Here is a 14,829-nt window from a genome sequence, read left to right as displayed (position 1 = left end):
ATGAATGCCAGGAAGCCCCGATCTTCCACCCGGTTTGGGGACGCCGGAGTACAGCGTGAGCCCATGAATTCAAACCAAAGGACTTGACATGGCTTTGAACAGCGACATCCGCACGGATGCCCAACCCCCCAACGAGCTGGAGGAGCCCCAGCTCGTTCCTGCACCCGAGAACTCTCCTTCCTCGCACGACGCGGAGGACACCGAACAGATCATGCAGGAACTCCGCCAGACCAAGGCCGAACAGGCGGTGGCACAACGGCGGAACCGTAAGCTCACCCTCGACAAGGCCACCTTCGGCATCACCGGAGTCCTCGCCCTTGCTTTTGTGGCGTGGGGCTTCCTGGGCCGGGACAGCCTGGCCGCCACGTCAACAGCCGCCCTGAACTGGGTGATGGAATACACCGGCTGGCTCTTTATGGTCCTGGCCTCGCTGTTCGTTGTTTTCGTCCTCTGGCTGGCCCTGGGCAAGTGGGGCAACATCCCCCTTGGCAAGGACGGCGAGAAGCCCGAGTTCCGGACCATTTCATGGATCGCCATGATGTTTGCGGCCGGCATGGGCATCGGCCTGATGTTCTACGGTGTGGCCGAGCCGCTCTACCACTACATCTCCCCGCCGCCGGGAACGGTGGACGGACGGACGCCGGCAGCCATCCAGACGGCCATGGCGACCTCCATCTTCCACTGGACCCTGCACCCTTGGGCGATGTACGCCGTCGTGGGCATTGCCATGGCCTACGGCACCTACCGCCTGGGCCGCCGGCAGCTGATCTCTGCTGCCTTCACGTCGCTGTTCGGCATCAGGACGGTGGAAGGGCCGGTGGGCAAGTTCATCAACATCCTGGCCATCTTCGCCACGCTCTTCGGCACGGCAGCATCCCTGGGCCTCGGCGCCCTCCAGATCGGCAGCGGCCTGACCTCAAACGGCTGGATCGGAGAAGTGGGAACACCCGTCCTGGTGGCCATCGTCGCCGTCCTGACAGCATGCTTCGTGGCCTCTGCGGTCTCCGGCATCAGCCGCGGCATCCAGTGGCTGTCCAACATCAACATGGTCCTGGCCGTGATCCTGGCGCTCATCGTTTTCCTCGCCGGGCCCACCCTGTTCATCCTCAACCTCATTCCCGCAGCAGTCGGTGACTACGCCAGGGACCTCGCCGAGATGTCCTCCCGCACCGAAGCAGTGGGCGACGAAGCGCTCCGGACCTGGATGTCCGGCTGGACCATCTTCTACTGGGCCTGGTGGGTATCGTGGACGCCGTTCGTGGGCATGTTCATCGCCCGCATCAGCCGCGGCCGCACCATCCGCCAGTTCGTGACCGGCGTCCTGCTGGTCCCCAGCATCGTCAGCGTCATCTGGTTCGGCATCTTCGGCGGCACGGCCTTCCACGTCCAGGAGGAAGCGGACAAGGCGGGCACCCCCGGCCTGGTGTCCATGGCCAGCGGGTCACCGTCCATCGACTTCGACGGCGCCCTGTTCGACCTGGTCCGGAACATGTCCATGCCTGCCTGGCTCACCGCAGCAGTGGTGGTTCTCGCCATGGTCCTGGTGGCCATCTTCTTCATCACCGGAGCCGATTCCGCATCGATCATCATGGCATCCCTGAGCTCCAACGGGTCTTCCGACCCGAAGCGCGGCCTGGTCATCTTCTGGGGCCTGCTCACCGGCGCAGTAGCTGCCGTGATGATGCTCGCCGGCGGTGATGAACCCTCAGAGGCGCTCTCCGGCCTGCAGCGGATCACCATCGTGGCGGCCCTGCCGTTCGTGCTGGTCATGCTGCTGCTGTGCTTCGCCCTGGTCAAGGACCTGCGCCGGGATCCTCTGTCCCTCCGGCGCCGGCTGGCGGACTCCGTAGTGGAGCGCGCCATTCGCAGCGGCGTGGACCAGCACGGCGGCGTCCAGTTCGATCTCGTTACCAAGCATCAATGTGATCAGCGCTGTCCGGACGACGGCCGCTGCGCGGCTTCCCCCGCTGACACCCTAGCCCAAGCAAAGAATTAGGAGTAGACCATGACCACAGTCCTCGAAGGCCGCCCCACCGGTAACGTGACGGTGGAGGCCGGCGACGTTGCCGGCGTCCGCGGCACCGACACCGTACAGTACGTCCTTACCCTTGCGTGCCCGGAGCGCCCCGGAATCGTACGGGCGATCACGGCATTCCTCGCCGACCGCGGCTTCGACATCGTTGAACACCAGCAGTTCGATGACCACATCAGCGGCAAGCTCTACCTGCGCACCGCCTTCACTCCGGGAGACAATGAAGTTTCCGCGGAAGGCCTCAGCGCAGAGTTCGCCGCCATCGCCGATGAGTTCGACATGGAATTCGCCATCCACGACGGCCGCCCCCAGCGACTGCTGGTGATGGTTTCGAAGTTCGGCCACTGCCTCAACGACCTCATCTTCCGTTGGCGCGCCGGCAGCCTGGGTGCGGAGATCGCCGTCGTGGTGTCCAACCACGAGGACCTTCGCCCCATGGCGGAAGCCGCCGGCCTGCCGTTCATCCACGTCCCCGTGACGGCCGCTACCAAGCCCGAAGCTGAAGCGCGCCTGCTGGAACTGGTGGCCGAGTACAACGCGGACCTGGTGGTCCTTGCACGCTACATGCAGGTCCTGTCCAACGACCTGTGCGCCAGCCTCCGCGGCCGCGCCATCAACATCCACCATTCCTTCCTGCCCGGTTTCAAGGGCGCCAAGCCGTACCACCAGGCCTACGACCGTGGCGTGAAGCTCATCGGAGCCACCGCGCACTACGTCACCGCAGACCTGGACGAGGGCCCGATCATCGAGCAGGAAGTGTTCCGGGTGGACCACAGCCTGGACCCGAATGCACTGGTCACGGTCGGCAGGGACGCGGAATCCCAGGCACTGTCCCGTGCAGTTAAGTGGCACAGCCAGCACAGGGTCCTGCTCAACAACACCCGCACCGTCGTCTTCCGCTAACGCCAACGCAAAACAGGAGAAACAACACCCATGAGCGCATCACCACGCGTTGTCATTATCGGCGCCGGCATTGTCGGAACCAACCTTGCCGACGAACTCGCCACCCGCGGCTGGACCAACATCACGGTGGTGGAACAGGGCCCGCTGGAACTTGCCGGCGGCTCCACGTCGCACGCGCCGGGCCTGGTGTTCCAGAACAACCAGTCACGGACCATGACCGAATTCGCCACCTACACGGTCAACAAGTTCCTCTCTTTGAGCAAGGACGGGGAGTCCTGCTTCAACCAGGTAGGCGGCCTGGAACTGGCCACCACCCCCGAACGACTGGCCGATCTCCACCGCAAGATGGGCGTGATGACCTCCTGGGGAGTCGAAAGCCGGATCGTCGACGCCGACGAATGCGAAAAGATCTACCCCCTCCTGAACACCGGCAAGCTCACCGGCGGACGTGAAGTCCTGGGCGGCCTGCTCATCCCCACTGACGGCCTGGCCCTGGCCGCCCGTGCGGTTCAGCTGCTGATCGAGCGCTCCACCAAGGCCGGCGTGACGTACCAGGGCAACACCACCGTCACCGGCATCGCCCAGGAGGGCGGCAAGGTGACGGGCGTGGAGACGTCCGACGGTGTGATCCCGGCAGACATCGTGGTCTCCTGTGCTGGCTTCTGGGGCCGTGAGCTCGGCAAGATGGTTGGCCTGGAAGTACCGTTGCTGCCGCTGGCGCACCAGTACGTGGTCAGCACTCCGCTGCCCGAACTTGAGGGCGTCAACGAGCTTCCCAAGGGTGCCAGCAAGCCCATCCTGCGCTACCAGGACAAGGACCTGTACTACCGCGAGTGGGGCAACCGCATCGGCATCGGCAGCTACGCCCACCGCCCCATGCCGGTGGACATGTCCGCCCTGCCCGAGGTCGCCGCAGAGGAAATGTCGGACCACCGCATGCCCTCCCGCCTGGAGTTCACCCTGGAAGACTTCCTGCCCGCGTGGGAGGACAGCCAGGACCTGCTCCCGGCGCTGCGCAGTTCCGCGATCGAGGACGGCTTCAACGGCATCTTCTCCTTCACCCCCGACGGCGGCCCGCTCATGGGCGAGGCGCCGGACCTCCAAGGCCTGTTCGTGGCCGAAGCCGTCTGGGTCACGCACTCGGCCGGCGTGGCCAAGGCAATGGCGGAGCTGCTGGTGGAAGGCCGGCCCCGCACCGACCTGCACGGCTGCGAGCTGACCCGCTTCGAGAAGGTGCAGACCTCCGACGCGTATGTCAGCGAGACGTCCCAGCAGAACTTCGTGGAAATCTACGACGTCATGCACCCGCTGCAGCCCAGGGAATCCCCGCGGGACCTGCGTGTCAGCCCGTTCAACGTGCGGCAGAAGGAGCTGGGGGCGTTCTTCCTGGAGTCCGCCGGCTGGGAGCGGCCGCACTGGTTCGAGGCCAACCGCGGCCTGCTCGAGGAACTGCCGGAGGAGTGGCAGACGCCGGAGCGGGATGCCTGGTCCGCCCTGTTCTCGTCCCCCATCTCGGCGGCCGAGGCGTGGAGGACGCGTACCGCCGTCGGACTTTTCGACATGACGCCGCTGAAGCGGCTGTCCGTGGTGGGCCCGGGCGCGCAGGCGCTGCTGCACCGGCTCAGCACGGGCAACATTGCCAAGAAGCCGGGTGCCGTGACGTACTGCCTGCTGCTGGAGCACGACGGCGGCATCCGCAGTGACGTGACCGTCGCTCGGCTGGCGGAGGAAGACTTCCAGCTGGGCGTCAACAGCAACGTGGACTTCGATTACCTGCGGGTGGAGGCACGGAAGCAGTCCGCCGCCGATCCCTCCCAGTGGGTGCATGTTTCGGACATCACCGGCAGCACTTGCTGCATCGGGCTGTGGGGGCCGCTGGCCCGCGAAGTGATCGGCAAGGTCAGCTCCGACGACCTGACCAATGACGGCCTGAAGTACTTCCGGACCAAGGAAATATCCGTGGGCGGCATCCCCGTCACCGCCATGCGGCTGTCCTACGTGGGTGAACTCGGCTGGGAGCTCTACACCACCGCTGAGTACGGCCTGAAGCTCTGGGACCTGCTGTTCGAGGCGGGCCGGGAGCACGGCATCATCGCTGCCGGACGTGGCGCGTTCAACAGCATGCGCCTTGAGAAGGGCTACCGGCTGTGGGGCACGGACATGACGTCCGAGCACCACCCGTACGAGTCCGGCCTGGGCTTCTCCGTGGCCAAGGACAAGACGGGCTTCGTGGGTGCCGAGGCCCTGGCGGCACGTAAGGAAGAGCCCGCCACCCGTGCGCTGCGCTGCCTGACGGTCGACGACGGCACGTCCATTGTGCTGGGGAAGGAACCGGTGTACGTGAACGGCTCGGCCGCCGGGTACGTCACGAGCGCCGCCTACGGCTACACCGTCCGCAAGCCGATTGCCTACGCCTGGCTGCCGGCTTCGGTGACCGAGGGCGACGCCGTGGAGATTGAGTACTTCGGCAAGCGCATCGCCGCCACCGTCACGCCTGAACCCCTCTTCGACCCGGGTATGGAGCGCCTCCGCGGCTAACCCGCGCCGCGAAGGGTGGTTGGACCTGCTTGAGACCGGCAGGCCCAACCACCCTTTTCGTGTCCGCGAAATGGCGCTTAACCGCAGTCCCGGTGTGGAACTTTGCTGTTAATTGCCATCTCGGGGAACGAAACGGCCCCGCCTCCCTGCTGTTCAACAGGGAAGCGGGGCCGTTGCGGCACGCCGGCTAACTAGCCTGCGGTGACCGGTTCCAGCTCTCCGGCAGCTACCTCGGCGGCGCTTTCCGCGACGTGCGGCGTGAAGCGGACGAACATGGCTTTGAATCCGGGGGTGTTGGATTCGCGGGCCACGTTTTCCTTGTGGACCAAGGCGTTGGCTTCGGGGAAGTACGCGGCGGCGCAGCCCTTGGCGGTGGGGTAGGCCACGAGCCGGAACTTGTCCGCCGTCCGGTCGTGCCCGCGGAAGGTGCTGACCACGTCCACGAGGTCGCGGTCCTCGAAACCGAGCTCGGCCAGGTCTTCGGGGTGGATGAGGATCACGCGGCGTCCGCCGGAGATGCCGCGGTAGCGGTCGTCCAGCCCGTAATAGGTGGTGTTGTACTGGTCGTGGCTGCGGATGGTCTGGAGCACCAGGTGCCCTTCGGGCGGGGTGAGGTATTCCAGCGGGCTAACGGTGAAGCGGCCGCGGCCGATGTCCGTTTTGAAGGACCGGGTGTCGCGCGGCGGGTTGGGCAGCACGAACCCGTTTTTGGTCCGGACCCGGGCGTTGAAGTCCTCGAAGCCGGGCAGGACGCGTTCGATGTGGTCCCGGATCACGTCGTAGTCCTCGGCCATGGCTTTCCAGTTCACGGAGTGGTCCGGGCCGAAGGTCGCCTCGGCCATGCGGGCCACAATGACCGGCTCGGCGAGCAGGTGCTCCGAAACCGGCGTGAGCCTGCCCTGGGTGGAATGGACCACGGACATGGAGTCCTCCACGGAGAGGAACTGGGCGCCCTTGGGGTGCTTGTCGTCCTTGTCCGTCCGGCCCAGGGTGGGCAGGATCAGCGACGTGCGGCCGTGGACGATGTGCGAGCGGTTCGGCTTGGTGGAGATATGCACGGTCAGGCCGATCCGCTGCATCCCGGCCTCCAAGGTCTCGGTGTCCGAACAGGCCAGGGAGAAGTTGCCGCCCATCGAGACGAACACGTCCACCTCGTCGCGTTCGAACGCTTCCATCGCTTCGACGGCGTCGTAGCCGTGGTGCCGCGGGGAGGTAATCCCGAACTCGGTGTCGAGGGCTTCCAGGAGCCATTCCTTGGGTTTTTCCCAGATGCCCATGGTCCGGTCGCCCTGGACGTTGGAGTGACCGCGGACCGGGCAGGCGCCGGCGCCGGGCTTGCCGAAGTTGCCCTGCAGGAGCAGGACGTTGACCATTTCCTTGATGGTGTCCACCGAGTGCGGCTGCTGCGTCACACCCAGGGCCCAGCAGAAGATGGACGCCTTGGACTTGATGAGCATCCCGGCAACAGTTTCGATCTGTTCCCGGGACAGGCCGGTGGCCTTTTCGGTCTCGGCCCAGTCCAGCGTGGCCCGGGCCTGGCGGTAGGCGTCGAACCCGTCGGTCTGGGCGGCGATGAAGGAATGGTCGACGACGGTCCCCGGGTTCCGTTCCTCCTCGGCCAGGAGCAGGTGGCCCAGGGCCTGGAACAGGGCAAGATCCCCGCCTACCTTGATCTGCAGGTACTCGTCGGCCAGCGGGGTGCCGCCCCCGACGACGCCGGAGACGGTCTGCGGGTCCTTGAAGTTGAACAGGCCCGCCTCGGGCAGCGGGTTGACCGCCACCACTTTGCCGCCCTTGTCCTTGCACTCCTTCAGCGCGGACAGCATCCGCGGGTGGTTGGTGCCGGGGTTCTGGCCCACCACAAAGATCAGTTCGGCGTCGTGGATGTCATCCAGTGAGACGGTGCCCTTGCCGATGCCGATGGTGGGGTTCAGTGCCGAGCCGGAGGACTCGTGGCACATGTTCGAGCAGTCCGGCAGGTTGTTGGTGCCAAGGGCCCGGGCGTACAGCTGATACATGAACGCTGTCTCGTTCGCGGTCCGCCCTGAGGTGTAAAAAACGCACCGGTCCGGCGTGCTGGCCCGGACGTGCTCACCAATCAGCTCGAACGCATGAGCCCAGGAAATCGGTGAGTAGTGGGTTTCCCCTGCGCGGATCACCACGGGCTCGCTCAGCCGGCCCTGGTTGCCCAGCCAGTATTCGGTCTTGGTGGACAGCTCGGCGATGGAGTGCTTGGCCCAGAACTCGGCGCCGACCGTGCGGAGGGTGTTTTCCTCGGCCACGGCCTTGGCACCGTTCTCGCAGAACTCGGCCGCCTTGCGCTTCTTGTCCGACTCCGGCCAGGCGCAGCCGGGGCAGTCAAAGCCGCCGCGCTGGTTCAAGCGCAGCAGCGACTGCGCGGTCCGGGTTACCCCGGCCTGCGCCACGGCGCGTTCCAGCGCCACCATCACGGCCTTGACACCGGCCGCCTCGGTCTTGGGCTTGTGGACTTCGAGGTCGTCCTCGTTGATGTCCGCGACGGGGGCGGGCTGCTTACCGAACTTCATCGTTCCAACTTCCTTACCGGCATACGTTGTTCTGGCACCAGCAAAGGCGCACCAAGGTTCCTGGTGCGCCTTTGCTGGACACTGCTGTTACTTCGATGGCTACTGCGGCACCTTCGCCAGGGTTTCCTGCTCCGCGGCGATGGTGGTGTTGTCGCCGTGTCCGGTGCGGACCACCGTGTCACCGGGCAGCGTCAGCAGCCGTTCCCGGATCGAGGTGAGGATGGTGGGGTAGTCGCTGTAGGACCGCCCTGTGGCACCGGGCCCGCCGTTGAAGAGCGTGTCGCCGGTGAAGACCGTTCGTTCGCTTTCCAGGTGGAAACAGGTGGAACCGGGGGAGTGGCCCGGTGTATGGATGGCCTTGAGGGTCGCCCCGGCCACCTCAAAGACGTCGCCGTCATGCAGTTCCTGGTCCGGCCTGGCGTCCGGGTAGACCTGCTCCCAGAGCACCAGGTCCTCCGGGTTGAGGTAGATCGGTGCGCCGACGGCGTCTGCGACCTCGCGTGCGGCACCGATGTGGTCGTTGTGCGCGTGGGTCAGCAGGATGGCCTTGACCTTCCGGTCACCCACCTGGTTGATGATTGCGGAGGCGTCGTGCGGGGAATCAATGACGACGCATTCAGCGTCATTGCCCACGATCCAGACGTTGTTGTCCACGTCCCAGGTGCCGCCGTCGAGCGAAAAAGTGCCCGAGGTGACCAGGTTCTCGATCCGGACGGCCATCAGGAAGCCGCCCCCGCGGCCGGCAGTTCAACAACGGAGCGCAGGACCTTGCCCTCGTGCATCTTCTCGAAGGCTTCCTCCACCTGGTCGATGCTGATGCGCTCGGAGACAAAAGCGTCCAGGTCCAGGTTGCCCTGCTTGTAGTGGCTCACCAGCATGGGGAAATCGCGGGAGGGCAGGCAGTCGCCGTACCAGGAGGACTTCAGCGAGCCGCCCCGGCCGAAGACGTCCAGCAGGGGCAGTTCAAGCGTCATCTCCGGCGTCGGGACGCCCACCAGGACCACGCGGCCGGCGAGGTCGCGGGCGTAGAAGGCCTGCTTGTACGTTTCAGGGCGGCCGACGGCGTCAATCACCACGTCGGCCCCGTTGCCTCCCGTGAGGGCGCGGATGGCTTCGATAGGGTCTTCCTTGCTGGAGTCGATGCCGTGCGTGGCGCCCAGCGACTTGGCCATTTCGACCTTGTTGGCATCGATGTCGACGGCGATGATGGTGGTGGCGCCGGCCAGTTTGGCCCCGGCGATCGCGGCGATGCCCACACCGCCGCAGCCGATCACGGCCACGGACTCGCCGCGCTTGACCTCGCCGGTGTTGATCGCGGCGCCGATGCCGGCCATTACACCGCAGCCCAGCAGGCCCACGGCGGCGGCATCAACTTCAGGGTCCACTTTGGTGCACTGCCCGGCGGCAACCAGGGTCTTCTCGGCGAAGGCGCCGATGCCCAGCGCGGGGGAGAGCTCGGTTCCGTCCTCAAGGGTCATCTTCTGGGTGGCGTTGGCGGTGTTGAAGCAGTACTGCGGCTGGCCCTTCGCACAGGCCCGGCATTCACCGCAGACCGCACGCCAGTTCAGGATGACGCGGTCACCCGGGGCGATGGAGGTAACCCCGTCGCCCACCGCGCTGACAACACCGGTTGCTTCATGGCCCAGCAGGAAGGGGAAGTCATCGTTGATTCCGCCCTGCTTGTAATGCAGGTCGGTGTGGCAGACGCCGCAGGTGAGGATGTCCACCAGCGCCTCGCCCGGTCCCGGATCCGGCACCAGGATAGTCTCAACTGACACCGGGGCGTTCTTTTCCTTGGCAATGACTGCCTTGACCTTGTGAACCATGATTCCTGTGTTCCTTTCGTTGGCCGAACGAGGATCCCGACCCGACTAACAATTCTAGAAGCCACGGCTTCTCCGGCCCGCTACCCAAACGGGTGGGCAGCAGATCCGAAGGGATAGTTCGACCCGCTACTAGCGGAACCTCATTGTGTAATGCGCAACATGATTCGCATAGTGCGTACTCGAAAATATGTCAGCCGTCACACCGCATGTCAAGGGAGCGGGCAAGTGCTTCGCCCGCCTGACGCTGGGCGTCCAGGACCAGAGAGGCCTGCTGGTGCAACGTCGATGCTGGTAAAGCAACAGGCATCCATCATGCCACGCATCTGCGTAGGGCGTCGGCAAGTTCGCCGTCGCGGGAGCAAAAGAACCCAGCCCCCTGCAAGAGCCTATTGACTGTGCTGCACATCACGCCTAATCTGATGCAACAGCGTTGCGCTGAATGCAACCACAACAACTTTGGTGGATACATGAGTAACGAAACTTCCTCCGTGGCCCCGAACCAGGGCCTGCAGGCGGAGCCGGGCGGCCTGAACTCCGCTGACAACGCAGTCAGCAAGGAAACCCGCCGCCGGGTTATCGCGGCCAGCTTCATTGGAAACTTTGTTGAATGGTTCGACTACGCGGTGTACGGCTACCTGGCCGTCACCATCGCGGCAGTCTTTTTCCCGCAATCTGATCCCCAGGCCGGGCTTCTCCTGACTTTTGCCCTGTTTGCGATCTCATTCCTGGTACGCCCGCTCGGCGGTTTTGTCTGGGGGCATATAGGAGACCGGGTGGGCAGGCGGACAGCCCTCTCCTTGTCCATCCTGATCATGTCCGGGGCCACGTTCTGCATTGCCCTGATCCCCGGATACGACATGATCGGCCTCTGGGCTCCCGTCCTGCTTCTGGTCATCAGGGTGGTCCAGGGATTCTCCGCCTCCGGAGAATACGCGGGAGCATCGGCCTTCCTGGTGGAATACGCCCCCACCAACCGGCGCGGGCTCTACGCCGCCGTCGTGCCCGCCAGCACGGCCGCCGGGCTGCTCCTCGGTTCGCTGCTCGCAGGCCTGCTGACAACACTTCTTAGTTCCGAAGCGATGCACAGCTGGGGCTGGCGCCTCCCCTTCCTCCTGGCGGCCCCGATGGGCCTCATTGGCCGGTACATCCGGACCAAGCTCGAAGACACCCCGGTCTTCCGCGAACTGGCCAAGGAGGACGAGGCCGTCAAGGCGCCCGTCTCCAGCCTCTTCCGGAACCACTGGCGGCAGCTGCTCCAGGCCGTCGGGGCAGTGCTGCTCAACGCCGTCGGCTTCTACGTGATCCTCAGCTACATGCCCACGTACTTGTCCTCCGAGCTTGGCCTCGGCGCCACCGAATCGTTCCTGGCCACTACCGTGGCGCTTGTTACCTACATTGGCTTCATCTTCCTCACGGGAATGCTCTCAGACCGGTATGGCAGGAAGAAGGTACTGATTGCCGCATCAGTCAGTTTCATTCTGCTGACAGTGCCGGCGTTCGCCCTGCTGGGAACGGGAAACTTCCTGGTGGTGGTCCTCGTCCAGATCCTGCTGGGCGCCATGCTCACCCTCAATGACGGCACGCTCCCCAGCTTCCTGGCCGAGATGTTCCCCACCCGGGTCCGCTACAGCGGCTTCGCCGTCAGCTTCAACCTCTCCAACGCCCTCTTCGGCGGCACCGCCCCGTTCATGGCAACCCTCCTGATTGCCGCCACGGCAAACGACCTGGCACCGGCCTGGTATCTGGTCGCTGCCGCCCTGGTGTCCCTCGTCGCCGTGGCCCTGTCCAGGGAAACCTGCCGGGAACCCCTGCGCCACGAATAGCTTCCCTTCCAAAACAACCTCAAGAAATGCATCAACAGAAAGGCATCGCCACGATGACCATCACCACCGAGAACGCAACGTCCGTCGCTGAACTGGAGCGCCTGAAGGTCCTCAAGAACGGCGAAAAGGTCAGCCTCACCTTCTCCGACGCCGAGTTCGAGCGGCGCCTCGCCGGCCTCCGAAGCATCATGGCGGAGAAGGACCTCGACGCCGTCGTCCTCACCAGCTACCACTCCATCAAGTACTACTCCGACTTCCTCTTCACTTGCTTCGGCCGGTCCTACGCCATGGTGGTCACCAAGGATGACACCGTCACCGTCACCGCGAACATCGACGCCGGCATGCCGTGGCGCCGCAGCTACGGCGACAACATCGTCTACACGGACTGGCGCCGGGACAACTACATCTTCGCCATCCAGGAAGTGCTGCGCACCCGCGGCATCAACGTCCGCCGGCTCGGCGTCGAAGACGACTCCCTGCCGCTGGACAACCGCAACAAGATCCAGGCGGCATTCCCGTCCGCGGCCCTGGTGGACGTCGCCCAGGCTGCGATGCGCCAGCGCATGATCAAGTCAGCGGAGGAAATCGAAGTCATCAAGCACGGTGCACGCATCGGCGACCTGGGCGGCGAGGCGATCCGCAAAGCCATCACTGCCGGCATCACGGAATACGAGGTGGCCTTGATCGGCACCGAAGCCATGGTCCACGAGATCGCCCGGACCTTCCCCAACTCGGAGATCCGCGACACCTGGGTGTGGTTCCAGTCGGGCATCAACACCGACGGCGCCCACAACTGGGCCACCACCCGCAAGATCCAGGAACACGACATCCTGTCCCTGAACTGCTTCCCCATGACCTCCGGCTACTACACCGCCCTCGAGCGCACCCTGTTCTACGGTGAACCGGATGCCCGCTCCCTGGAGCTGTGGAACATCAACGTGGAGGTGCACAAGCGCGGCCTGGAGCTCATCAAGCCCGGCGCCGTCTGCAAGGACATCGCCGCCGAGCTGAACGAGATCTACGTCGGCCGTGGCCTGCTGGCCAACCGCACCTTCGGCTACGGGCACTCCTTCGGCGTCCTCAGCCACTACTACGGCCGGGAAGCCGGACTGGAACTGCGCGAAGACATCGACACCGTGCTGGAACCGGGAATGGTGGTTTCCATGGAACCGATGATCACGGTCCTGGACGGCCAGCCGGGCGCCGGCGGCTACCGCGAACACGACATCCTTGTGGTGGGCGAAGACGGCGCCGAGAACATCACCCAGTTCCCGTTCGGCCCCGAGTACAACATCATCGGAGCCTGACGCATTACCAACACCCGAAGCGGCGCCGGCACCTGCCGGCGCCGCTTTCGGGCCCCACTAGGGAATGATGGTTTACATCATGAGCGCAACAGCATCCGAGAGCACAGCCAACGGCGACACCAAGGGCGCTTCCGTCATCGTCAACGCGGTTGCCGTCCTCCGGACCTTTACCGCGGACGAGCCACTCCTCGGAGTCACCGAGATCGCCAACCGCGTCGGGCTGCACAAAAGCACTGTCTCCAGGATCCTGGCCACATTCGAGCAGGAGCATCTGGTGGAGCGCGACGCCGAGACCCGCCGGTTCCGGCTGGGTCTCGGGCTGATTGCCGTGGCAGGCCCGTTGCTGGCGGAGCTGGAGGAGCGCCGCGTTGCCTACCCCGTGCTCCGCGAGCTGTCCGAACAAACCGGGGAAACCAGCGCCCTCATGGTGTGGAGCGGTGACGAATCAATCTGCGTGGAGCAGATCGCCAGCCGGCACCAGATTAAGCACACCACGCCGCTGGGTGCCCGTTACAGTGATGCCTTCAGCGCCTCAGTGCAGGTCTTCCTGGCCCAGGAACCCGAACCCCGCGTCCGGTCCCTCCTCAGCAGCGGCGCCATCACCTACCCCGGCCTGGACGAACCCAGCCTGGACGCCTACCTCGTCCGGTTGAAGGATGACGCGCGGCGCGGCTGGGCCATCAACTATGGCGAAACCTCCATTGACGAAGTGGGACTCGCTGCCCCCGTCTTCGACCACCGCGGCGAGATCGTGGCTGCCGTGCTGATCCCGGCGCCCCGGTTCCGGGTGTCCCAGGACCGCCTCCAGGCGCTCGGGGAATCCTGTGCCGCGGCGGCGGCGAAAGTCACGGCCCGGCTGGGTGGTACCGGCCGGAAGCAAGGAGTTCCTGCAGACGCCTGAGGTCCGCGGTCAGTCCAGATGTGGCCGTCCTGCTCAGCAAGCTTCCAGCAAGGACGGCCACGTAGACTTACATGATGCGGTTGGTAGCGAGCGATATTGACGGAACGATCCTTGGACACGATGGAAAAATCAGTGACCGCACCGTCCGCGCCTTCCATGCCTGCCGCGACGCCGGCGTCGAACTCGTATTTGTCACCGGCCGCCCGCCGCGCTGGCTGCACCCCCTGCAGGACCAGCTGGGCCACACCGGCACCGTCATCTGCTCCAACGGCGCCGTGGTGTGGGACCTCGAGACCGAAAAGCTGGTGTCCGCCCGCACGCTGGCCATCGGGACCGTGCTGGAGGTACGCCGGATCATCAAGGAGCTCCGCCCTGCCGCGCTGTTCGCCGCCGAAACGTTGACTGGCTTCCACCTCGAACCCGGCTTCATCGAGAACGAATCCAGCGAACTGCTCAGCGAGTTCACCCCGGCGCCGCTCGCCGAAACCCTCGCCACGGATGACTCCGTGGTGAAGTTCCTGGCGATCGTCCGGGAGGGCACCCCTGATGACTTCCTCGCCGAGGTGCGGCCCGCCGTCGGCCATCTTGCGGCCGTCACGCACTCCTCGCCGGGGGTTGCGATGCTGGAGCTGTGCCTTCCCGGTGTCAACAAAGCGGTGACGTTGGCGGAATACGCGGCCTCGCTGGGCATTGACGCCGCTGACGTTGTGGCCTTTGGGGATATGCCCAACGATATCGAGATGCTCCGCTGGGCCGGCCACGGCTACGCGATGGCCAGCGGCCACCCGGAGGCCATCCTCGCAGCGGCGCAGCAGGCGCCCCATTTTGACGACGACGGCGTGGCCCAGGTCCTCGAGGCCCGGCTGGCTTCGCTGGGTGTCCAGCTTCCCTAAGCCCTTTTCACAGCGTGCGCTCACCTGGCGTTCACCTTTGCTTCCTAGGGTGGAAGCAAG

The 14,829-nt window shown here is 65.2% G+C and carries 10 protein-coding genes; 7 read left to right on the top strand and 3 right to left on the bottom strand.

Annotated features, from left to right (window positions below; genetic code table 11):
* The first annotated feature begins 88 nt into the window (after nt 1–88).
* Genes QF038_RS19510 through QF038_RS19500 form a run of 3 tightly spaced genes read left to right on the top strand, consistent with a single transcriptional unit; the run spans nt 89 to nt 5,473 of the window.
* The gene (locus QF038_RS19510; protein WP_307612427.1) at nt 89–1,996 is read left to right on the top strand and encodes a BCCT family transporter; all 1,908 of its coding nucleotides are present in this window, start codon (nt 89–91) and stop codon (nt 1,994–1,996) included.
* 9 nt (nt 1,997–2,005) lie between these two features.
* Entirely contained in the window at nt 2,006–2,935 is a 930-nt protein-coding gene (gene purU, locus QF038_RS19505) for a formyltetrahydrofolate deformylase (RefSeq protein ID WP_307612425.1), read from the top strand.
* 30 nt (nt 2,936–2,965) lie between these two features.
* Nucleotides 2,966–5,473, top strand: a complete 2,508-nt coding sequence (locus QF038_RS19500) for an FAD-dependent oxidoreductase (RefSeq protein ID WP_307612423.1) — start codon at nt 2,966–2,968, stop codon at nt 5,471–5,473.
* Nucleotides 5,474–5,664: 191 nt separating this feature from the next.
* Here QF038_RS19500 and QF038_RS19495 read toward each other — a convergent pair whose 3' ends face one another.
* The 3 genes from QF038_RS19495 to QF038_RS19485 form a co-directional block, all read right to left on the bottom strand.
* Nucleotides 5,665–8,019 (bottom strand): FdhF/YdeP family oxidoreductase, encoded by a 2,355-nt coding sequence (locus QF038_RS19495; protein WP_307612422.1) that lies wholly within the window; start codon nt 8,017–8,019, stop codon nt 5,665–5,667.
* 99 nt (nt 8,020–8,118) lie between these two features.
* Nucleotides 8,119–8,739: an MBL fold metallo-hydrolase gene (locus QF038_RS19490; protein ID WP_307612420.1), complete on the bottom strand. Its 621-nt coding sequence runs from the start codon at nt 8,737–8,739 to the stop codon at nt 8,119–8,121.
* Nucleotides 8,739–9,845, bottom strand: a complete 1,107-nt coding sequence (locus tag QF038_RS19485; protein WP_307612418.1) for an S-(hydroxymethyl)mycothiol dehydrogenase — start codon at nt 9,843–9,845, stop codon at nt 8,739–8,741. Before QF038_RS19485 ends, QF038_RS19490 begins: the two co-directional genes overlap by 1 nt.
* A 467-nt stretch (nt 9,846–10,312) precedes the next feature.
* Here QF038_RS19485 and QF038_RS19480 point away from each other — a divergent pair, with 467 nt between their 5' ends.
* The 4 genes from QF038_RS19480 (at nt 10,313) to QF038_RS19465 (ending at nt 14,769) form a co-directional block, all read left to right on the top strand.
* Nucleotides 10,313–11,668: an MFS transporter gene (locus tag QF038_RS19480; protein ID WP_307612416.1), complete on the top strand. Its 1,356-nt coding sequence runs from the start codon at nt 10,313–10,315 to the stop codon at nt 11,666–11,668.
* A gap of 53 nt (nt 11,669–11,721) precedes the next feature.
* Entirely contained in the window at nt 11,722–12,975 is a 1,254-nt protein-coding gene (locus QF038_RS19475) for an aminopeptidase P family protein (protein ID WP_307613537.1), read from the top strand.
* Between the two features lie 79 nt (nt 12,976–13,054).
* On the top strand, nt 13,055–13,876 hold the full coding sequence (locus tag QF038_RS19470; RefSeq protein WP_307612414.1) for an IclR family transcriptional regulator: 822 nt from the start codon (nt 13,055–13,057) through the stop codon (nt 13,874–13,876).
* A 74-nt stretch (nt 13,877–13,950) separates the two neighbouring features.
* Complete coding sequence (locus QF038_RS19465) at nt 13,951–14,769, top strand: HAD family hydrolase (RefSeq protein ID WP_307612412.1); 819 nt, start codon at nt 13,951–13,953, stop codon at nt 14,767–14,769.
* The last annotated feature ends 60 nt before the right edge of the window (nt 14,770–14,829 follow it).

This window comes from Pseudarthrobacter sp. W1I19 (assembly GCF_030817835.1).
GTDB lineage: Bacteria > Actinomycetota > Actinomycetes > Actinomycetales > Micrococcaceae > Arthrobacter.
This window is presented reverse-complemented; position numbering and strand designations above follow the sequence as displayed.